The 19457-nt window shown below is 69.7% G+C and carries 21 protein-coding genes; 11 read left to right on the top strand and 10 right to left on the bottom strand.

Going from position 1 to position 19457, the window contains the following annotated elements:
- Positions 1–17 precede the first annotated feature (17 nt).
- Positions 18–3929 (top strand): multifunctional oxoglutarate decarboxylase/oxoglutarate dehydrogenase thiamine pyrophosphate-binding subunit/dihydrolipoyllysine-residue succinyltransferase subunit, encoded by a 3912-nt coding sequence (locus ACQBAU_RS08310; protein ID WP_465259483.1) that lies wholly within the window; start codon positions 18–20, stop codon positions 3927–3929.
- Positions 3930–3945: 16 nt separating this feature from the next.
- Positions 3946–4341 carry an MGMT family protein gene (locus ACQBAU_RS08305; protein ID WP_434550400.1) on the top strand — a complete coding sequence of 132 codons (396 nt, stop codon included), beginning with the start codon at positions 3946–3948 and terminating at the stop codon, positions 4339–4341.
- Here the strand turns inward: ACQBAU_RS08305 and ACQBAU_RS08300 are convergent.
- Positions 4323–5192, bottom strand: a complete 870-nt coding sequence (locus ACQBAU_RS08300) for an AraC family transcriptional regulator (protein WP_434550401.1) — start codon at positions 5190–5192, stop codon at positions 4323–4325. The two genes, ACQBAU_RS08305 and ACQBAU_RS08300, sit on opposite strands and share 19 nt — an antisense overlap.
- Before the next feature lie 59 nt (positions 5193–5251).
- Here ACQBAU_RS08300 and ACQBAU_RS08295 point away from each other — a divergent pair, with 59 nt between their 5' ends.
- The gene (locus tag ACQBAU_RS08295) at positions 5252–5638 is read left to right on the top strand and encodes a VOC family protein (protein ID WP_465255910.1); all 387 of its coding nucleotides are present in this window, start codon (positions 5252–5254) and stop codon (positions 5636–5638) included.
- A 41-nt stretch (positions 5639–5679) separates the two neighbouring features.
- Here the strand turns inward: ACQBAU_RS08295 and ACQBAU_RS08290 are convergent, their stop codons facing one another.
- A complete protein-coding gene (locus ACQBAU_RS08290; RefSeq protein WP_434550403.1) occupies positions 5680–6222 on the bottom strand; it encodes a tRNA (cytidine(34)-2'-O)-methyltransferase in 543 nt (180 codons plus the stop codon).
- A 32-nt stretch (positions 6223–6254) separates the two neighbouring features.
- On the opposite strand from ACQBAU_RS08290, the gene galK reads away from it, so the two are divergent.
- Positions 6255–7394 (top strand): galactokinase, encoded by a 1140-nt coding sequence (galK, locus tag ACQBAU_RS08285; protein WP_465255909.1) that lies wholly within the window; start codon positions 6255–6257, stop codon positions 7392–7394.
- A 97-nt stretch (positions 7395–7491) separates the two neighbouring features.
- On the opposite strand, the gene ACQBAU_RS08280 is transcribed toward galK, so the two are convergent.
- Positions 7492–7908 (bottom strand): hypothetical protein, encoded by a 417-nt coding sequence (locus ACQBAU_RS08280; protein ID WP_434550405.1) that lies wholly within the window; start codon positions 7906–7908, stop codon positions 7492–7494.
- Positions 7909–8211: 303 nt separating this feature from the next.
- On the opposite strand from ACQBAU_RS08280, the gene ACQBAU_RS08275 reads away from it, so the two are divergent.
- On the top strand, positions 8212–8463 hold the full coding sequence (locus ACQBAU_RS08275; RefSeq protein ID WP_434550406.1) for a WhiB family transcriptional regulator: 252 nt from the start codon (positions 8212–8214) through the stop codon (positions 8461–8463).
- Positions 8464–8586: 123 nt separating this feature from the next.
- Here the strand turns inward: ACQBAU_RS08275 and ACQBAU_RS08270 are convergent, their stop codons facing one another.
- Positions 8587–10068 carry a sensor histidine kinase gene (locus ACQBAU_RS08270; RefSeq protein WP_465255908.1) on the bottom strand — a complete coding sequence of 494 codons (1482 nt, stop codon included), beginning with the start codon at positions 10066–10068 and terminating at the stop codon, positions 8587–8589.
- Positions 10069–10164: 96 nt separating this feature from the next.
- Between ACQBAU_RS08270 and ACQBAU_RS08265 the strand changes: the two genes are divergently transcribed.
- Entirely contained in the window at positions 10165–10239 is a 75-nt protein-coding gene (locus tag ACQBAU_RS08265) for a 50S ribosomal protein bL37 (protein ID WP_369797015.1), read from the top strand.
- 68 nt (positions 10240–10307) lie between these two features.
- Here the strand turns inward: ACQBAU_RS08265 and rsrA are convergent, their stop codons facing one another.
- Both rsrA and ACQBAU_RS08255 read right to left on the bottom strand, forming a co-directional pair.
- Positions 10308–10577, bottom strand: a complete 270-nt coding sequence (gene rsrA / locus ACQBAU_RS08260; protein ID WP_465255907.1) for a mycothiol system anti-sigma-R factor — start codon at positions 10575–10577, stop codon at positions 10308–10310.
- Entirely contained in the window at positions 10574–11221 is a 648-nt protein-coding gene (locus tag ACQBAU_RS08255; protein ID WP_465255906.1) for a sigma-70 family RNA polymerase sigma factor, read from the bottom strand. Before ACQBAU_RS08255 ends, rsrA begins: the two co-directional genes overlap by 4 nt.
- Positions 11222–11353: 132 nt before the next feature.
- Between ACQBAU_RS08255 and ACQBAU_RS08250 the strand changes: the two genes are divergently transcribed.
- On the top strand, positions 11354–11629 hold the full coding sequence (locus ACQBAU_RS08250; protein WP_434550410.1) for a hypothetical protein: 276 nt from the start codon (positions 11354–11356) through the stop codon (positions 11627–11629).
- Between the two features lie 48 nt (positions 11630–11677).
- Here the strand turns inward: ACQBAU_RS08250 and ACQBAU_RS08245 are convergent, their stop codons facing one another.
- Together ACQBAU_RS08245 and ACQBAU_RS08240 are read right to left on the bottom strand one after the other, a co-directional pair.
- On the bottom strand, positions 11678–12364 hold the full coding sequence (locus ACQBAU_RS08245; protein ID WP_465255905.1) for an alpha/beta hydrolase family protein: 687 nt from the start codon (positions 12362–12364) through the stop codon (positions 11678–11680).
- A complete protein-coding gene (locus ACQBAU_RS08240) occupies positions 12361–13089 on the bottom strand; it encodes an SOS response-associated peptidase (protein WP_434550412.1) in 729 nt (242 codons plus the stop codon). The genes ACQBAU_RS08245 and ACQBAU_RS08240 overlap by 4 nt, the downstream gene beginning before the upstream one ends.
- Positions 13090–13188: 99 nt before the next feature.
- On the opposite strand from ACQBAU_RS08240, the gene ACQBAU_RS08235 reads away from it, so the two are divergent.
- The 4 genes from ACQBAU_RS08235 to hisN all read left to right on the top strand — a co-directional run bounded on the left by ACQBAU_RS08235 (position 13189) and on the right by hisN (position 16995).
- On the top strand, positions 13189–13746 hold the full coding sequence (locus ACQBAU_RS08235; RefSeq protein ID WP_434550413.1) for a DoxX family protein: 558 nt from the start codon (positions 13189–13191) through the stop codon (positions 13744–13746).
- A gap of 14 nt (positions 13747–13760) precedes the next feature.
- Positions 13761–15113 (top strand): 3-phosphoshikimate 1-carboxyvinyltransferase, encoded by a 1353-nt coding sequence (gene aroA, locus ACQBAU_RS08230; protein ID WP_434550414.1) that lies wholly within the window; start codon positions 13761–13763, stop codon positions 15111–15113.
- Positions 15113–16105 carry a ribosome small subunit-dependent GTPase A gene (gene rsgA / locus ACQBAU_RS08225; protein ID WP_465255904.1) on the top strand — a complete coding sequence of 331 codons (993 nt, stop codon included), beginning with the start codon at positions 15113–15115 and terminating at the stop codon, positions 16103–16105. The genes aroA and rsgA overlap by 1 nt, the downstream gene beginning before the upstream one ends.
- A gap of 74 nt (positions 16106–16179) precedes the next feature.
- Positions 16180–16995: a histidinol-phosphatase gene (gene hisN / locus ACQBAU_RS08220; RefSeq protein ID WP_465255903.1), complete on the top strand. Its 816-nt coding sequence runs from the start codon at positions 16180–16182 to the stop codon at positions 16993–16995.
- Between the two features lie 28 nt (positions 16996–17023).
- Here the strand turns inward: hisN and ACQBAU_RS08215 are convergent, their stop codons facing one another.
- Both ACQBAU_RS08215 and ACQBAU_RS08210 read right to left on the bottom strand, forming a co-directional pair.
- On the bottom strand, positions 17024–19108 hold the full coding sequence (locus tag ACQBAU_RS08215) for a hypothetical protein (protein WP_465255902.1): 2085 nt from the start codon (positions 19106–19108) through the stop codon (positions 17024–17026).
- Positions 19109–19115: 7 nt separating this feature from the next.
- Entirely contained in the window at positions 19116–19442 is a 327-nt protein-coding gene (locus tag ACQBAU_RS08210) for a hypothetical protein (RefSeq protein ID WP_465255953.1), read from the bottom strand.
- Positions 19443–19457 lie beyond the last annotated feature (15 nt).

Here is a 19457-nt window from a genome sequence, read left to right as displayed (position 1 = left end):
GATCACGGAAGTAGGCGATGGTGGCCACCGAGCCAAGCGCATCCGGAACACCCACGGCAGTCGATTTCGGCCCCAACGACTGGCTGATCGAAGAGAAGTACGACCAGTTCCGGGCGGACGCCTCCTCGGTCGGCGAGGAGTGGCGGGCCTACTTCGAGGCGAACCCTCCCGGGGCGACCGAGGGCGCTGCGCCGTCACCGAACGAGGCGCGATCCGCGAAGCCTGCGTCGGCCTCGTCGGCCACCGCCCCCGAAGCGGCGGCCACCGCAGCCAAGCAGCAGTCGACCGACCCCGCCGAGCAGAAGGTGAAGTCGGTCTCGAAGCCGGCCGGAAAGTCGGAGAAGCCGGGGAACTCGGAGAAGCCGGGGAACTCGGACAAGGCCGGGAGCTCGGCGAAGGCGGGCACGTCGACGAAGGCCGCGTCCGGCCGTTCCCGACGGGCGACCGTGGAGACCCCGCACGAGGTGAAGGAGACCCGGCCCGCGAAGCCGGGATCCGGTGGTGGCCTGCCCGCCGACCCGCCGAACCCGGCGGACCGTCCCGAGGCGGGGCGCCAGGAGCCGGTGAACGAGAAGATGCGGGGCGCCAGCGCGCGTACCGCCAAGAACATGGACCTGTCGCTCAGCCTGCCGGTCGCGACCAGCGTCCGGTCGCTACCGGTGAAGTTGATCATCGACCAGCGCGTGGTGATCAACAACCACCTGCGCCGTGCCCGTGGCGGCAAGGTGTCGTACACCCACCTGATCGGGTACGCGATGGTGAAGGCCCTCGCCGAGGTGCCCGACATGAACAACGCCTACGCCGAGATCGACGGCAAACCGCACCTGGTGGTGCCGGCCGACATCAACCTGGGCATCGCCATCGACATGCCCAAGCCTGACGGCACCCGACAACTGCTGGTGCCCAACATCAAGGGCTGCCAGGACCTCGACTTCGCCCAGTTCTGGGCCGCCTACGAGGACGTCGTGCAGCGGGCCCGCGCCAACAAGCTGACCCTCGACGACTTCGCCGGCACCACGATCTCGCTGACGAACCCGGGCACCTTGGGCACCAACCACTCGGTGCCTCGGCTGATGAACGGGCAGGGCTGCATCATCGGCGTCGGCTCGATGGACTACCCGCCGGAGTTCCAGGGTTCGGATCCGGAGCGGCTGAGCGACATGTCGGTGTCGAAGGTGATGACGCTGACCTCGACGTACGACCACCGCGTCATCCAGGGCGCGGTCTCGGGCGTCTACCTGGCGACCCTGCACAAGCTGCTGCTGGGCGAGAACGGCTTCTACGACGAGATCTTCGAGGCGTTGCGGATCCCGTACGAGCCGATCCGGTGGGCCACCGACACCTCGGACCACCACGAGGACCAGATCGGCAAGCAGGCCCGGGTGATGGAGCTGATCAACGCCTACCGGGTCTCGGGTCACCTGATGGCCGACACCGACCCGCTGGAGTACCGCCAGCGTTCCAGCCACGACCTCGACGTGCAGACCCACGGCCTGACGCTGTGGGACCTGGACCGGACCTTCGCCACCGGCTCCTTCGCCAAGGGGGAACGCCTGCCACTGCGCAAGATTCTCGGCATCCTGCGCGACTCGTACTGTCGCACCATCGGCATCGAGTACATGCACATCCTTGATCACAAGCAGCGCGAGTGGATCCAGCACCGGGTGGAGCGGACCCACGAGTCGCTCCCCCGCGAGGAACACCTGCGGATCCTCGACAAGCTCAACGAGGCCGAGATCTTCGAGACCTTCCTGCAGACCAAGTTCGTCGGCCAGAAGCGGTTCTCCCTCGAGGGCGGCGAGTCCGGCATCGCGCTGCTGGACGAGATCTGCGAGCAGGCCGCCAACGCAGGCCTGATCGAGGTCTGCATCGGCATGCCGCACCGTGGCCGGCTCAACGTGCTGGCCAACGTGGTCGGCAAGTCGTACGGCCAGATCTTCAAGGAGTTCGAGGGCAACATCGACCCCCGGTCGGTGCAGGGCTCGGGCGACGTGAAGTACCACCTCGGCTCGGAGGGCCAGTTCACCGCGCTCACCGGCAACACGATCAAGACCTCGGTCGCTGCCAACCCGAGCCACCTCGAGGCGGTCAACCCGGTGCTCGAGGGCATCACCCGGGCCAAGCAGGACATCCTCGACCGGGGCGGCGAGTTCCCGGTGCTGCCGGTGCTGATGCACGGTGACGCCGCCTTCGCCGGGCAGGGTGTGGTGGCAGAGACGCTCAACCTGAGCCAGCTCCGCGGTTACCGGACCGGCGGCACGATCCACCTGGTGATCAACAACCAGGTCGGCTTCACCACCTCGCCGACCGAGTCCCGCTCCTCGATGTACTGCACCGACGTCGCCCGGATGGTGCAGGCCCCGATCTTCCACGTCAACGGGGACGACCCCGAGGCGTGCATCCGGGTCGCCCGGTTGGCGTTCGAGTTCCGCCAGGCGTTCAACAAGGACGTCGTGATCGACCTCGTGTGCTACCGCCGCCGCGGCCACAACGAGGGCGACGACCCGAGCTTCACCCAGCCGCTGATGTACAGCCTGATCGAGAAGAAGCGGTCGGTGCGCAAGCTCTACACCGAGGCCCTGATCGGCCGCGGTGACATCTCGGTGGAGGACGCCGAGGAGGTCTGGCAGCGCTTCCAGAAGCGGCTCGAGGACGTGTTCGAGGAGGTCCGGCAGAACAAGGGCCCCGAGGACGAGGAGTACGCCCGGGTTCCCGCCTACCCGACCAAGGAGGGCGTCGAGCACGGCACCTCGATCCCGTTGGAGACCATGAAGAAGGTCGCCGACGCCTACACCAACGTGCCCGACGGATTCACCGTCCACCCGAAGGTGTTGCCGCAGCTGCAGCGCCGGGCCGCCGCGATCACCCAGGGCCCGATCGACTGGGCCACCGCAGAGATGTTGGCCATCGGATCCCTGCTCGAGGAGGGTCGTCCGGTCCGGCTGACCGGCCAGGACACCCGCCGCGGCACGTTCGTGCAGCGGTTCGCCGCGGTGGTCGATCGCCGCACCGGTGACTCCTGGGTGCCGCTGAAGCACATCGATGACGACCAGGGGAAGTTCCACGTGTTCGACTCGCTGCTCAGCGAGTACGCCGCGGTGGGCTTCGAGTACGGCTACTCGGTCGCCCGGCCCGATGCGCTGGTGCTGTGGGAGGCGCAGTTCGGCGACTTCGTCAACGGCGCGCAGATCATCACCGACGAGTTCATCACCTCCGGTCAGGCCAAGTGGACCCAGAAGTCCGGGGTCGTGCTGCTGTTGCCGCACGCGTACGAGGGCCAGGGGCCCGACCACTCGTCGGCCCGGTTGGAGCGGTGGTTGCAGCTGGCTGCCGAGGAGGCCATCCGGGTGGCGTTCCCGTCGTCGCCGGCGAACTACTTCCACTTGCTCCGCGAGCAAGCACTGCGCGAGGACCACCGACCGCTGATCGTGCTCACCCCGAAGTCGATGCTGCGCAACAAGCTGGCCACCTCACAGCCCGACGACTTCACCTCCGGTCGCTGGTCGCCGGTGCTGGACGATCCGAGCGTCGCCGACCCGTCGAAGGTCGAGAAGGTGATCCTCTGCTCGGGCAAGGTCCGCTGGGACCTGGTGCGGCAGCGGGAGCGCAACGAGCTGACCGGTCGGATCGCGGTGATCGCGGTCGAGGGCCTGTATCCCCTGCCCGGGCAGCGGATTGCCGAGGCCCTGGCTCCGTACGAGCACCTCGACACCGTCACCTGGGTGCAGGAGGAGCCGGCCAACCAGGGCGCCCTGGCCTACATGTCGCTGCACCTGCAGAAGGTACTCGCCGACCGCGCCCCGGGCCACCCGTGGCAGCTCCGGCACGTGTCGCGTCCGGCCTCGGCAGCACCGTCGGTCGGCTCGGCGAAGATCCACGAGCGTGAGCAGCACGACCTGATCGACCGGGCGCTGGAGCTGAACGGCTGAGCGGCGGGACGGCCCGATGGACGAGCTGGTGGTCGAGAAGGTGCTGACCGCCGTCGATCAGGTGCCGCCCGGCCGGGTCGTCTCGTACGGCGACATCGCGGCCCTGGTCGGCACCGGGCCTCGCCAGGTCGGGTCGGTGATGAGCCACCACGGCGCCGGGGTGGCGTGGTGGCGGGTCACCAGCCATGCCGGTGACATCGTCGCCCACAGCCGACAACGGGCACTCGAGCACTGGGCCACCGAGGGAATCGAGCTCAAGCCGAACGGGCTCGGCTGTCGGATCGCGCAGTACCGTGCCGACCTGGTCCAGCTGGCCGACGACTACGAGGCCGCGATCGGTGTCGTGCTCGAGCCGGACCATGATCAGGACCGGGACCAAGATCAAGAGCAGGATCAGCGACGGGACCGGTAGCGACTGGGTGGGACCCCGACGAGCCGGGTGAAGTCCCGGACGAAGTGGGCCTGGTCGTACCAGCCGTACGTTGCTGCCAGGTCGGCCATCGAGCCGTCGTACCCGCGGTCCAGTTCGGCCACCACGTCGTGCATCCGGTAGCGCGCCAGCACCCACTTGGGTCCGACCCCGACGTACCGCTCGAACAGTCGCTGCAGGCTGCGCTCGGTGATGGACCACCGCTGCTCGAGCTGTCCGGTCCGGATCAGGTCGCGGTCGGTCAGCATCTCGCTGATCATGGTCAGCAGCTCGGCGTACCGCGCGTCACCGGCGGCCAGTTTCGCCAGCGGGGCAAGGATCTCGTCGGTCCGGTCGACGAGGTCGGTGGCCGGCTCCGGGGTGCCGGCGCCGGCGCCCAGGTGCCGTAGCGGTTCCACCACCGTGGCGGGCAGCAGGTCGGCCGCCGGCACCACCCGATCCCGCAGTTCCTTGGCGTTCCGACCCGTGACGGCGGCCAACCCACCGGGACGGAACTTCACCCCCCACACCCAGCCGGCGCCGCTGATGTCGACGTCGAAGCGCTTGGTGACCAGCCCGGTCACCACGACCGGGTCAGCTGTCACCTCCGGTCGGGTGCGACCCCGCTCGACGGTGAGGTGGCAGGTCGGGTGCGGCAAGGTCTGTGCCGGGTACGACTCCCCCGCGGGCAGTGACCACTCCAGCCACCAGTAGTTCTCCACCACGGCGGCCAAGGAGTCGGCGCAGGGGAACCGTCGGGTCAGCACCACCCGTTGGTGCTCGGCGGGCCGGAGGATCCCCTGTCCGGTCCCGGTCGGTCCGGGTGGCGTTGTCGGCTTTGTCCAAGGCTGCACCCGGTGAGCGTACGAGACTGGCTGCGACACCAGTTGATCACCCGAGGAGGACCCCCGTCATGACCGATGCCACGAACCCTGCCGAGCCCCGGATCGCGATGGTGACCGTCGACTGTGCCGACCCCCGGGCCGAAGCCGCGTTCTGGTCCGGCCTGCTGGGTTGGCAGGTGGCGGCCGAGGAGGACGAGTACGCCATGCTCATCGGGCCGTCCAACGCCCTCGGGTTCGGCCGCGTCGACGGCTACCAGCCACCGGCGTGGCCGAACGAGCACGGTTCCAAGCAGTTCCACTTCGACCTGGCGTGCGACGACATCGCCGCCACCGAGGCCCGCTGCCTCGAGCTCGGGGCCACCGTGGCCGATCCGCAGGGCGGCGACGGCTGGCGGGTGCTGCTCGACCCGGCCGGGCACCCGTTCTGCCTGACCGACGCGGCCAACTGGGGCTGACGCCACGGGCGGTCATCCGGGGGCCGGCGCCGGTCCGCGCCTCAGCTGGCGCCCGGGAACCCGAGCTGGCGGCCGACTTCGTAGGCCGCGATCGCGGTCGCGTTCGACAGGTTGAGCGACCGTCGACCCGGGATCATCGGGATCCGCAGCCGATCGGTGACGTGCGGATCGCCCAGCACGTCGTCGGGCAGCCCGGTCGGCTCGGGGCCGAACAGCAAGACGTCACCTGACCGGTAGGCGATGTCGGTGTGCCAGTGGTCGGCGTGGGCGGTGAACGCGTACACCCGGCGCTCCCCCAGCACCTCCCACAGCTCCGCCAGGTCGGGGTGCACCGTGACCGCCGCCAGGTCGTGGTAGTCGAGCCCGGCCCGGCGCAGCCGGGCGTCGTCCAGCTCGAAGCCGAGCGGTTCCACCAGGTGCAGGTGGGCCCCGGTGACGGCTGCCAGTCGGATGGCGGCACCGGTGTTCTGCGGGATCCGCGGCTCGAAGTAGACCAGGTGGACCAGGGGCTCGGGCTGCCGCAGGGGTGCTGGGGTCGACGCGCCGGTCGTCGGCTGCGGCGCGTCGGTCGATACGGATTCCACGGGACAACCCTGCCACTAGACTCCCGTGCACCATGACAGCGCTCGAAGACACGTTCCGCACCCGGACCGGGGAGGCCCCGTCCGGCACCTGGTTCGCCCCCGGCCGGGTGAACCTGATCGGTGAGCACACCGACTACAACGACGGCTTCTGCATGCCGTTCGCCCTGCCCCACCGGGTCACCGTCGCGGCCGGTCCCCGCAAAGACGGGCAGTGGGTGATCACCTCGCAGAACAAGCACGAGACGGTCACCGTGGCACCGGCCGACCTCACTCCGGGCCGGCCCGGCTGGTCCTCGTACGCGGCCGGTGTGGTGTGGGCCCTGCGGCAGGCCGGGTACGACATCGCCGGGGCCGACCTGGTCCTCGAGTCCGACGTCCCGGTCGGTGCCGGGCTCTCGTCCTCGGCCGCCCTGGAGTGTGCGGTGCTGACCGCGCTGGCCGAACTGAACGGACTCGACATCGCCGGGATGGACCGGGCCCGACTGGCCCGGACGGCGGAGAACGAGTTCGTCGGCGCCCCGACCGGCCTGATGGACCAAGCCGCCTCGACTCTGTGCACCGCCGGCCACGCGCTGTTCTTCGACTGCCGAGACCTGACCGTCGAACAGGTGCCGTTCGACCCGGCGACCTTCGGCGTGGAGGTGCTCGTCCTCGACACCAACACCCCCCACTCACTGGTCGACTCCGAGTACGCCGAACGCCGCACCAGCTGCCACGAGGCGGCCCGACAACTCGGGGTGACCGCACTGCGGGAGGTGTCGGCCGACGGACTGGGCGACGCGTTGACCGCCCTGGCCGACCCACTCCTGCGCAAGCGGGTCCGGCACGTCGTCACCGAGAACGAACGGGTTCGGCAGGCGCGACAGGCCCTGCGTACGGGGTCGCTCGACGAGCTGGCACCCCTGCTCGACCAGAGCCACGCCTCGATGCGGGACGACTTCGAGATCACCGTCCCCACCGTCGACCTGGCCGTCGAGACCGCGCGGGCCGCCGGCGCCCTGGGCGCCCGGATGACCGGTGGCGGTTTCGGCGGCTGCATCATCGCGCTGGTGCCCGCCGGGCGTACCGACGAGGTCGGTGAGGAGGTGGCCCGCGCGTTCGCCGAAGCCGGGTACGCGGCCCCGGCCTGGTTCACCGCCACCCCGTCGGCGGGAGCCGGGCGACTGCGCTGACAGCGCCGGTCCGGGCGTGAAAAGGGGCGCCACAGCGACACAGCTGGACGCATGCGTCGCCGATGTCGCTGTCGCGCCCTTTCCTACGGGGCCCCCTTCAGTGCTGGCCGGCCGGACCGTTCGGATCGACGAACGCCCGCGTCGACGACGGCCAGAACACGCAGACCAGCACCGCGACCGACACCGCCGCCAACGCGACGGCGACCCACATCGTGGTGGGTCCGGCGAAGCTCCATGCGATCGGCAGGTGCAGGACGTTCGCGGCCACCGTCACGCCGCGGGCCCAGGAGCGTTCCCGCAACAGGCCACGGGCGGCGAGCAGCAGGGCGACGCCGTACGCCACGAAGACCACCACGGTGCCGACGGTGACCACGGCCCGGTCCAGGTTGACCTGGGTGGCGGCGATGACGCCGAACACCACCGCCACCGCGCCCTCCAGCGCGGTCAGCGCGGCCGCGGGCAGCAACAGGGGTGCGGCGGTGTTCAACCACGTCTTCGGTCGCTGCTCAGGCACGGCCCCAGTCAACCAGACCGGGCAATGGTCGGTCCGGTTCGGCCCGGGCGACCCCGGTGCAAGCCTCGACCCGGGGTGGAGGTATGGTGCTCCTCGGTGCTGTGCCACACGCATGCCGGGGAGAATTCCACGAATGTGAGCGAGCCAACGCCGCCATGCTCTTGTGCGCTGACCGATTTGTCGGCAATCTTAGCCGTGTCGTGTCAATCAGGTCGCGACACGATGAACGGTCAGAGCGGACCACACCCGATGACAAAATCTCTTGTGGTCCCGAGGACAGCAAGGTTGAAGGAGTGACACGCCATGGATTGGCGCCACAAGGCTGCCTGCCTTGACGAGGACCCCGAGCTGTTCTTTCCGATCGGAAACACCGGCCCGGCCCTCCTGCAGATCGAAGAGGCCAAGAAGGTCTGCAACCGCTGCGAGGTACGCGAACCGTGCCTGCAGTGGGCCATCGAAGCCGGCCAGGACCACGGTGTCTGGGGTGGCCTCAGTGAGGACGAGCGCCGCGCCCTGAAGCGTCGCGCCGCGAGGTCGCGCATCCGCAGCGCCTGACCCACCCGGCCCGGTGGCCGACGAGCAGAGCCTGCCCGTACGAGCCGCCCACCCTCTCGACCGCCTGCCATCCAGCAGGCGGTCTTTTGGGTTCCGGAAGCGCGACCCCGGTCGGGGCCGTGATCACTTCGAGCGTGGCACGACCACCTCGGCGATCGTGCCGACCACGGGCTGACCGTTCAGCGAGGTGCCGGTCAGGTTCTTCAGCTCGAAGGAGCCCCCGAGGTCGGTGATCATGGACTGCACGATCGACAGTCCCAGGCTGGTCGTCCGCGCCAGGTCGAAGTCGTCCGGCAGCGGCTGCCCCTCGACCCGGATCCGTGCCCGCACCCGATCACCCAGGTCGTCGGCGATCACGTCCACCTCCCCGGGGCCCTGCTGCAATCCGTGCTCGATGCCGTTCTGGCACAGCTCGGTCACCACCAGTGACAGGCTCGTGGCGACACCTGCCGACACCGTGCCGAAGCTGCCGACCCGCCGTACGGTCGCCTCGGAGTGGGTCGTCGCGACGGTGGCGAGCATCCGCAGCACCTGGTCGATCACCGCGTCGAACTCCACCTGTTCGTCGAACGCCTGCGACAACACCTCGTGCACCGCGGCGATCGACGACACCCGAGCCATCGCGGCGTCGAGGGCACCGGCCGCCTCCGACGAGGTCATCCGGCGGGACTGCATCCGCAGCAGCGCGGCCACGGTCTGCAGGTTGTTCTTCACCCGGTGGTGCATCTCCCGGATCGTGGCGTTCTTCGACAACAGTTCCCGTTCGCGGTTGCGCAGGTCGGTGACGTCGCGGCACACCACGACCGCACCGACCCGGACCCCGGACCGGTCCAGCGGGATCACCCGCAGCTGCACCTGCGCGTACGTGGTCACCGCCTCGCACTCGCGGGCGTTGCGGCCCGAGAGGGCACTGATCAGCGCCTCATGGCTCGGCGTCTCCCCCGCCGGGGCCATCTGTGCGGTGAGCTGGGCCAGGTTCTCGTCCTCGAGGTCCATCCACCAGCCCAACCGTCGGTAGGCGCTGACCGCGTTCGGGCTGGCGTACACCACGTCGCCCTCGTGATCGAGCTGGATCAACCCGTCCCCCACGTGCGGGGAGCTCGCACTCGCCCAGTCCATGTCGATCGGGAAGGTCTCGTTGGCCACCATCTCGGTCAGGCACTCCGCGATCGCCAGGTAGTGGCTCTCCATGGCACTCGGCCGGCGGATGCTGAGCTGGTTGGTGTGCCGCTCCAGTACCGCGATCACCTCGCCCTCGTACCGGATCGGGATGGCGGTCACCTCCACCGGGATCCCGGCGTGCAACTTGTTCTCGCTGGTCCGGTTCATCTCGCCCGAGACGAAGGCGCCGGTCACCAGGTGCTCGGGGACGTAGGCGATCGGGTCCCCGACGACGTCCTCGTACAACGACGTGGGCCCGGTCGCCGGGCGGATCTGCGCGGCGGCCCAGAACACGTTCGGGTCGGTGTCGGGCACCCACAGCACGAGGTCGGAGAACGCCAGGTCGGCGAGGATGTGCCACTGGGAGGTGAGCAGTTCGAGGTGGCGACGTTGCCCCTCGGTCATCTCCGCGTGATCGGAGACGACTTCGGCGAGGCTGGGCATGGGGCAACCCTATGGCAGAATGGACCGGCATCCCGCGGCTGGTTCGCGAACCGAGGGTGGGGTGTTCGACACCTGCGAACCGATGAGGAGATCACCATGGGCAAGACCGGCCGGAAGCGTCGTGCGCGTCGCAAGAAGGGCGCGAACCACGGCAAGCGTCCCAACGCCTGACCGTTCGTTCACCGACAACGGCCGCGCTCCCGCCACCTGGTGGGACGCGGCCGTTCCTGTGTCAGTCGTCAGTTGGTCTCGATGATCTGCAGGCGGGTCAGCACCCGCGCCCGCAGGCCCTCGGGGGCTGCGCTCCCGCAGTGCCGGTGCACCAACTCCTTGACCGCGTGGGTCAGGTCGTACTCGTCGAGGCACTGCTCGCAGATGTCGAGGTGCGCCCGGATGTCGTCGGCGTGCCGCTCCGGCATCTCGTGGTCCAGGAACTCGTGGATGTGCTGCAGCGCCCTCGTACAGTCGTCGTGCGTCGGCGCACCCGCCTCGGGCTGTTCGGTGGTCATCGGATCTCCTGCGTTTCGTTGGCGTCGTCCCGGATCCGGCCCACCCCGTAGCGGGCGGCGACGTCGGACAACAGCTCGCGCAGCTTGGCGCGGCCACGGTTGAGGCGCGACATCACGGTCCCGATCGGGGTGTCCATGATCTCGGCGATCTCCTTGTACGAGAACCCCTCGACATCGGCGAGGTAGACCGCCAGCCGGAACTCCGGATTCAGCTGCTCGAGCGCGGCGTTGACCTCGGTGTCACCGAGCCGGTCAAGGGCGATGCTCTCGGCCGAGGGCAACCCGGCCGAGGTGTGCGAGGCAGCGCGGGCGATCTGCCAGTCCTCGATGTCCTCCCCGTCGGACACCTTCGGTTCCCGCTGCTTCTTGCGGTACGTGTTGATGTAGGTGTTGGTGAGGATGCGGTAGAGCCACGCCTTGAGGTTCGTGCCCGGCTTGAACTGGTGGAAGGCGCCGTACGCCTTCGCGTACGCCTCCTGCACCAGGTCCTCGGCGTCGGCGGGCTTGCGGGTCATCCGCAGCGCCGCACCGTAGAGCTGGTCGAGGTACTGCAGGGCCTCGGCCTCGAACCGGGCGTCGAGCTCAGGTCCGCGGGTCGGGGTGTCGACGTCGGACTGCTCGGAGGTACTGATGTCGGTGGCCATCGCAGCCCACGATAGCGCCGGTCCGGAGAGTGTCGTCATCACACCCGTTCCAACACCGCTGCCGGGTCGGGCATTCCCGGCCGGCCACCGGGTGTGGCATCCGGGCTCCGTGCGCTCTGGGACACTGGGCTGGTGGCACGCCGACCCAGCAAGCATCTCCGGACGCCCCGTCCGTTGTCGACGGGGAGCTTCGCGACCACCGAGTCGCGCTCCGACGGCGACTGGCAGGTCCGTACGGTCACCGGGCAGGCCGCCACGAAGCCGTACCGGTGTCCCGGCTGCCAGCAGCAGATCGGCATCGGCACCCCGCACGTGGTCGTCTGGCCGTCGACGGTGACCAGCTGGACCGGCGGTGGCGTCGACGACCGCCGGCACTGGCACACCAGCTGCTGGGCCCGCCGCCGCTGACCCCGCCCATCGAGCCCGTCGAAGACGCCCGTCGAGCCGGTGGAGACGTCACACGACGGCGGTGACGAACTCCCGCACCGAGGCCACGACCAGGTCGATCGCGCGGCCGGGCGGGTCGTCGTCGGCCTTGCGCACCTTCATGCCGTGGTCGGCCCCGGCGATCTCGACGACGGTCACGTTCGCCGCGTCCGGCTGCTCCGCGAGGTGACCGGTGAGCTCGTCGTACCCACCGAAGGTGTCGCGGCTGCCCTGGCAGACCAGCACCGGAATTGTCGGGGTCAGCAGCTCCGCCAGTCGGCTCTTCTCCGGCCGGCCGGGTGGGTGCAGCGGGAACGAGAGGCAGACCACCCCGGCGGCACCGTCGACGTCGGCGGTACGGCAGGCCACCCTGGCGCCCGAGCTGCGGCCCCCGACGACGACGGGGCCGGGCCAGCGGCGAGTGGCCTCGGCGTACAGCGCGTGCCAGGCTCGGTCGAGGGTCGGGGCGGGCGCGGCGACCTTGCGGCCGGCGGTCTTCCACGGCTGCTGGACCAGCACCACCCGGACGCCGGCGTCGGGCAGTCGCTTCGCCACGGCGGTGAGGTCGGCGGCGTTGAGGCCGCCGGACGCACCATGGCCGAGCAGCAGCGTGGGTGCCTCCCCCGCCACGTCGCCGGCGACCAGCAGCCTGCCCTCGCCGACCGGGGTGTCCACCATGATCGACGGGGTGGCGACGTCCGGGTCGGGACCGGTCACGACTCCACCTCCGCGACCCGGTCGAGCAGTTCCGGACCGTTGTTGCGTACGGAGTTGACCTGCGTCGACACCGGGTAGGCCGCCAACATCGCCGGCTCGGTGACCTGCAGCAGTTCGAGCGCGTCGTCGGCGTCGGTCCGGGCCGGGTCGAGCCAGGCGTCCCACTGCGACCGGTCGATCACCATCGGCATCCGATCATGGATCCGGCCGGCGGCGTCGGTCGCCTCGGTGGTGATCACGGTGCAGCTCAACCACCAGGCCTCGTCGCCGTCGAGCTTCGGGTCCTTCCAGAACTCGTACAGCCCGGCCATCGCCAACAAGCCGTCGTCGGCCCGGTGGATGAAGTACGGCTGCTTGACCGGCTTGCCCTTCGCGCCGGTGCGGCCGGTGTCGTACCACTCGTAGTAGCCGTCGGCGGGCAGCAGGCAGCGGCGGGCGGCGAAGGCCTTGCGGTACGACGGCTTCTCGGCCACCGACTCGAGCCGCGCGTTGATCATGCGGGATCCGATCGAGGTGTCCTTGGCCCAGGACGGGACCAGCCCCCAGCGCAACGCCCGGAGCCGCCGTACGACCCCCTCGTCGCGGACCCGCTCCAACACGGCCGGCACCGGATCGGTCGGCGCGACGTTGAAGCTGGCACCCGGCAGGTCGTCGTCGATCTCGTCGATCTCGAACTCCTCGGTGAGCAGGTCGGGGTCGGCCGACGAGGCGTAGCGTCCGCACATGACTGCCACGGTATCCGGGCGGTCGCGATACCTCACGGCAGGATCGTCGCCGTCGGGTAGCGTTGGCCCCGACGACGACGGATCGAGAGAGGGAACGACATGACCTTGCTGCGCGCCGCTGCACGCACCATGCTGGCCAGCTACTTCGTACTCAACGGTGTCAAGACCCTGCGCAATCCGCACGAGTTGGTCCCGGCGACCCAGCCGCTGGCCGACACGGTGGTGCCGCTGGCGAAGAAGGTCGCCCCCGAACAGGTCGTCGACTACATCCCGACCGACACGGTCACCTTCGTCCGCGCCAACGGTGCGGTGCAGGTGCTCGGCGGCCTCGCCCTGGCCACCGGCAAGGCGCGACGGCTCGGTGCCCTGCTGCTGGCCGGCACGATCCTGCCCAACACGTTGACCAACCACGCGTTCTGGCGGGCCGAGGACGACGACGAGAAGTCGCAGCTCAAGGACGGCTTCGTCAAGGACGTGGCGCTGATCGGTGGCGTGCTGATCGCCGCTCAGGACACCGAGGGCAAGCCGAGTCTGATGTGGCGGGCGCAGGCGACCGGTGAGCGTGGTGCCAAGAAGGTCAGCCGCGGCTCGAAGAAGGCCGCCAAGGAGGCCAAGGATCTCGCCAAGGCCGCACGTCGCGACCTCGGCTTCAAGTGACGGAACGAGTACCCATGGCCGATTCGGCGACCACGCCCACCACTGACTGGTCCGCACCACAGGCGCCCTACTCCGTCGACGCCGTCGTGACCGTCCCGGGTTCGAAGTCGGAGACCAACCGGGCGCTGGTGCTGGCTGCCCTGTCCGACGGCCCCTCGACGATCACCGGTGGGCTCGTCGCCCGCGACAGCGAGTTGATGATCAGCGCCCTGCGGTCGTTGGGCGCCAAGATCGACACCGACGCCGGGACGCCGGACGAGCCCGCTTGGCGGATCACCCCGCCGGCCCGCCTGTCGGGGGGCGTCACGATCGACTGCGGTCTCGCCGGAACCGTGATGCGGTTCGTCGCCGCGCTGGCCGCGTTGACCGCCGACCCGGTCAAGCTGACCGGTGACCCGCACGCCTCGCAGCGCCCGATGCAGGGACTGCTCGACGGGCTCGGCCAGCTCGGCGCGACGGTCGAGGGCGACGCGTTGCCGTGCACGATCACCGGACCGGTCCGCGCCAGTGACGAACCGGTGGTGATCGACTCCTCGGCGTCCAGCCAGTTCGTGTCGGCGCTGCTGTTGATCGGCCCCCACCTGCCCGACGGGATCGAGATCCGGCACGAGGGCGGCACACTCCCCTCGAGGCCCCACATCCTCATGACCGTGCAGATGTTGAACGATCATGGCGTCCGGGTCGACGTCGACGGCGACCGCTGGGTCGTCCACCCGGGCCCGATCGCGGCGCTGGACGTCCACGTCGAACCGGACCTGTCGAATGCGGCACCGTTCCTGGCCGCGGCGGCGGTGACGATGGGGACGGTGACGATCCCCCACTGGCCGATGCAGACCCTGCAGCCCGGTGATCAACTGCGCCACATCTTCGACCAGTTCGGTTGCGAGACGGCACTGGACGACAGCGGGTTCACCGTGACCGGGGTGACCGAGCTCGACGGCATCGAGGTCGACCTGTCCGATGCCTCGGAGCTGACCCCCGTGGTCGCCGCGGTTGCCGCACTGGCCCAGAACACCAGCCACATCCACGGCGTGGGGCACATCCGCGGACACGAGACCGACCGGATCGCCGCCCTCGACACCGAGCTGACCGGACTGGGGGCCAAGGTCGACCAGCTGGACGACGGCCTGTCGGTCCACCCGGCCATGCTGCACGGCAACACGTTCGGCACCTACGCCGATCACCGGATGGCCCATGCGGGTGCGGTGCTCGGCCTGGTGGTCCACGACGTCGTGCTCGACGACATCGGCTGCACCTCCAAGACCATGCCGGAGTTCCCGGCCCTGTGGGCGAAGATGATCAGCGACACCGTGGCAGCCGTCGAGGCGGCCGCCGACGGTGAAGACGGCGACGCCATCCGGTCCTGATGGTCCGACGCGAGATCGGCGAGGACGACCAGGCAGGTTACGACCGACCCGGCAAACGGAACCGCGCCCGCACCAAGCGGCGGCCGGACTACTCCGACGCCGAGGTCGGCCTGGTGATGACGGTCGACCGCGGCCGCTACCAGTGCCTGGTCGACGACCGCCGGGTCCGCTGTACGAAGGCGCGGGCGCTGGGCCGCAAGGGAGTCATCGTCGGTGACCGGGTCCGCATCGTCGGTGACACCTCCGGTGACGAGGGGACGCTGGCCCGGATCGTCGAAGTCGTCGACCGCGAGACGGTGCTGCGTCGTACCGCCGATGACGACGACCCGTACGAGCGCCCGATCGTCGCCAACGCCACCCAGCTGGTGATCGTGACCGCGCTGGCCGACCCGCCGCCACGGACCGGCATGATCGACCGGATCCTGGTCGCCGGGTACGACGCCGGACTCGAACCGTTGCTGTGCCTGACGAAGGCCGACCTGGCGGACCCTGACGAGCTGCTGGCCGCGTACGAACCGCTCGGGGTGCCGGTGTCCGTGGTCCGACCCGGTGCCGACCTCACCGGGCTGCGGGATCTGCTGGCCGACGAGCGCAGCGTCTTCGTCGGGCACTCCGGCGTCGGGAAGTCGACCCTGGTGAACGCGCTGATCCCCGGCGCGGACCGGGAGATCGGCGTGGTGAACGACGTCACCGGCCGCGGCCGGCACACCTCCACCTCGGCCATCGCACTGGAACTCCCATCCCCTGGCGGCTGGGTGATCGACACCCCCGGCGTCCGGTCGTTCGGGCTGTCCCATGTCTCCCCCGACGACATCATCGCGGCCTTCGGTGACCTGGCCGAGGCGACTCACGCCTGCCCGCGCGCCTGCCCGCACACCGCCGACAGCCCCGGCTGCGGGCTGGACGCCGCCGTCGAGGCCGGCGAGGTGTCGGCCGACCGGGTCGAGTCGGTCCGGCGGATCCTGGCCGCTCGGGGCGAGCCCTCGTACTGACGGCAGCCTTTCGGCACACCCTGGAGGACCTGCGCCCGTAACGAAGGGCGCGGCCACCGGATAGCCTGTCGCCCATGCCCATCGACAACGGATTCACCGACGACCTGCGCCTCGCCCACCTGTTGGCCGACGACGCGGACTCGGTCACGACGAACCGATTCCGGGCCAGCGACCTGCGCGTCGACTCGAAGCCGGACATGACCCCGGTGACCGACGCCGACACGGCTGCGGAGGAGGCGATCCGTCGGACCCTGAAGCGGGCCCGGCCGCGTGACGCCGTGCACGGTGAGGAGCTCGACGACACCGGTTGGGGGCCGCGGCGCTGGGTGATCGACCCGATCGACGGCACCAAGAACTTCGTTCGCGGGGTGCCGGTCTGGGGCACCCTGATCTGCCTGATGATCGAGAACGAACCGGTCGTCGGTGTCGTCAGCGCGCCCGCGCTGGGGCGCCGTTGGTGGGCCTCGAAGGGTGAGGGTGCCTACGCGGGCAAGTCGCTGATGCAGCCCACGAAGCTGCAGGTGTCTCAGGTGAGCACGATCGAGGACGCCTCGCTGTCGTACGCGTCGATCTCGGGCTGGGTCGAGGCCGGCCAGGGCCAGGGGTTCGTCGACCTGCTGCGGCGTTGCTGGCGGACCCGTGCCTACGGCGACTTCTGGTCGTACATGCTGCTCGCCGAGGGAGCGGTCGACCTGGCCTGCGAGCCGGAGCTCGCCCTGCACGACATGGCCGCCTGCTCGGTCATCGTCTCCGAGGCCGGTGGCCGGTTCACCGACCTCGAGGGCAACGACGGGCCTCACGGGGCAGGCGGTTACGCCTCCAACGGCATCCTGCACGACGCCCTGCTGGAGCAGCTGCAGCCTGATGCCGACGTCGACGATGAGGCTTAGGACGAAGGCGCCTGAAGCACCGACCCTGTCACCACTGGACCGTGACCGGCTCGGTCGCCCCCTCGGAAAGGTCGATCAGCGCCCGGTGGCTGCCGGAGTGGTCCTGCACGACCAACTCGTGCACGGCGTCGGCGACCCGACGGCGCTCGAACCGGAACGGGGTGAGCGGGCCGTCGAGGACCCGGATCGCCCACGGTACGTCGACCACCGTGTCCCCCGGGCGGGCGAAGAACGCACCGTGCCGCGGGTCGGCGGACACCTGGATGACGCCGATCGACCGTAGTGCCGGATCGTCGTCCACCGACAGCTTCCTCGTCTCGAGCCGACCTGGCACATGCACCTCGAGTCGATCGTCGATCGCCAGTGCGGAACCGGCGTCGGTCGGCAGCTCGACCAGGCTCCGGCGGTGACCGTTGTAGACGTCGTCGGGGATCAGCAGGTTGAGGCCCCGGACCCCGATCAGCGGCGCATGGTAGTCCCCGATCGTGGTGAGCTGCAGACCGAGCACCGTCGTGTCGTCCGGTGCCGCCACCACGACCATGGTGGTGGTCGCGGCCGGAACGTCCGGTCGGGAACGCCAGCCCTCGGAGATCGACAGGTCCATCCCCTCCGCCACCCGGGTCAGCGTGGCGAACCCACCGTCGAAGGTCTGCTGGTGGTGGTGCACGACTCTCCGGTGCTTGGCCGAGCTCTCGGTCAGTGACGGAGCCGGTTCGGCGTCCTCCCACTGCAGCACCGGTGCCAGGTTCATCGACCACTCCGCGAAGTCCGGGCGGTCGGTGGGGAGCACCAGGGTCTGGGTCAGGGTCGCTGCCCGACGGCTGAACGAGGCGACACGCTTGGCCCCGCGCACCATCACGAAACCATGATCGGGATCGCTCCACGCCACCCGATCGAGGTTGATCGACTCCATCGGTTCGGGTGCCGGCTGCGCCGGGATCGTCGGGTTCGGGCCGGCGTGGTGCAGCCACCAGGCGAGGGCCGCTGCGCGGTCCCCCTCGATGCGGGTGTAGTAGTACGGTCGACGCTCGGCCAGCCCGCGGAGTCGACGGCCGTAGAAGCTCCCGTCGCCGTTCTCCGCCTGCTCGATGCCACACAGGTCGATGGCAGCCTCGGCAAGATCGGCTGCCTCGGTGTCACCGAGCACCCGCTCGGCGTACAACAGTGAGGGCAGCAGGTACTCCTGGCAGTACGCGTACCGCACCCGGGAGTCGCCGCCGATCCTGATCAACCGACCATCCGGTCCGATGCAGGGCCGGATCCTGCGCCACAGCTCATCTTGGTGCCAGTGCAGGGATTCCGGCACCGCCCACCCCTGCCGGACGAAGTCCTGGTGGGCAATCGCGACGTTGCTCGCACAGATCACCATGTAGCCCAGGTTCAGGTAACCGTGATGATCAAGGGCGTAGCTGTCGAAGAAGTTCGCACCGCGGTGCAGGTCGGCCACCCGATGGCCGTCGACCACCACCTCGGAGACGGCGTCCGCCGCGATCGACACCCCGTTCAGCAGCGACTCGACGGCCGTGCGGAGGTAGTCCTCGCGGCGCTCGCAGTCCGGGTAGGCCTGTGCCGTCCGCCACAGGTGGGTGCCGTTCCAGATGTTCGACTCCGGCGCGTTCTTCCCGCCGCTGGCCCACAGACCGGCCTGGATACCTCGGGTGTCACCGCGGACGTTGTCGTCGACCAGCCAGGTGGCCTCGGCGATCCGTTGTCGGCGCAGCAGCGCCTGGTCGTCCGCATCCAGTTGATCATGGAGCAGGTCGATGGCGAAAGCCGCTCGCTCGGGACCGAGCACACTGATCCACGTGCTGTCCCAGGGCCGGCCGTCGGTGGTCGGTCGGGTGCCCGTGCGGTGGGTACGGATGGCGTACCGCAGGCCGGCCAGTGCCCGCCGCCGCGCATGGTCCCGGACGGACTCGGTGCTGCCGTGCTCGGCGATCACCGCCGCCGCAGCAACCCATTTGTAGACGGTCTGCATCCCCCAACCGGGGTAGCCGGCGCCGTACCAAGCCAGTCCGTCGTCGGACTCGGTGACGTAGGCCTCGGCAGCGCCCAGCCACCGCTCCAGAAATTGGACGACCTGACCGGCCGGCTGGGTGGTGTCGTTGCTCAAGGAGTCCTCATCTCGGGGGATTCGCGTCGTGGTCGGCCTGGTACTCCTCCAGGATGGTGGAGGCGCCGTCGCTCATGAACGTCTGCACCGCACCCTTCCACGCCGACACCGGCTCGCGGCCGGCGATGATCGAGTCAACCGTGTCACCCAGCTTCCGGTTGAGGGTGGACAGCTTGCGCGCGCCGGTCTCGGAGTACAACCCGTACGTCGGGTTGCCCATGGCCTTGCTGGTGACGTCCTTCTGGTGCTCCCAGGCCGAGCGCACGGTGTCCGGGCGACCGGGTGAGTAGATCGCGCGGGCCGCATCGCACAGGTAGAGCGAGCCGATGTTCACCTCGTGGTTCTGTTC

The organism is Carbonicoccus niuqiaonis, from assembly GCF_050157065.1.
Lineage (GTDB): Bacteria > Actinomycetota > Actinomycetes > Propionibacteriales > Propionibacteriaceae > Avipropionibacterium.
The sequence above is the reverse complement of the archived record's forward strand: the minus strand, read 5'-3'. Positions and strand labels throughout refer to the sequence as shown.

Excerpts from the sequence above, each read along its gene's own strand:
- ACQBAU_RS08310 (WP_465259483.1), top strand. The coding sequence starts at position 18 with ATGGTGGCCACCGAGCCAAGCGCATCCGGAACACCCACGGCAGTCGAT.
- ACQBAU_RS08305 (WP_434550400.1), top strand. The coding sequence starts at position 3,946 with ATGGACGAGCTGGTGGTCGAGAAGGTGCTGACCGCCGTCGATCAGGTG.
- ACQBAU_RS08295 (WP_465255910.1), top strand. The coding sequence starts at position 5,252 with ATGACCGATGCCACGAACCCTGCCGAGCCCCGGATCGCGATGGTGACC.
- galK (WP_465255909.1), top strand. The coding sequence starts at position 6,255 with ATGACAGCGCTCGAAGACACGTTCCGCACCCGGACCGGGGAGGCCCCG.
- ACQBAU_RS08275 (WP_434550406.1), top strand. The coding sequence starts at position 8,212 with ATGGATTGGCGCCACAAGGCTGCCTGCCTTGACGAGGACCCCGAGCTG.
- ACQBAU_RS08270 (WP_465255908.1), bottom strand. The coding sequence starts at position 10,068 with ATGCCCAGCCTCGCCGAAGTCGTCTCCGATCACGCGGAGATGACCGAG.
- rsrA (WP_465255907.1), bottom strand. The coding sequence starts at position 10,577 with ATGACCACCGAACAGCCCGAGGCGGGTGCGCCGACGCACGACGACTGT.
- ACQBAU_RS08255 (WP_465255906.1), bottom strand. The coding sequence starts at position 11,221 with ATGGCCACCGACATCAGTACCTCCGAGCAGTCCGACGTCGACACCCCG.
- ACQBAU_RS08240 (WP_434550412.1), bottom strand. The coding sequence starts at position 13,089 with ATGTGCGGACGCTACGCCTCGTCGGCCGACCCCGACCTGCTCACCGAG.
- ACQBAU_RS08235 (WP_434550413.1), top strand. The coding sequence starts at position 13,189 with ATGACCTTGCTGCGCGCCGCTGCACGCACCATGCTGGCCAGCTACTTC.
- aroA (WP_434550414.1), top strand. The coding sequence starts at position 13,761 with ATGGCCGATTCGGCGACCACGCCCACCACTGACTGGTCCGCACCACAG.
- rsgA (WP_465255904.1), top strand. The coding sequence starts at position 15,113 with ATGGTCCGACGCGAGATCGGCGAGGACGACCAGGCAGGTTACGACCGA.
- hisN (WP_465255903.1), top strand. The coding sequence starts at position 16,180 with ATGCCCATCGACAACGGATTCACCGACGACCTGCGCCTCGCCCACCTG.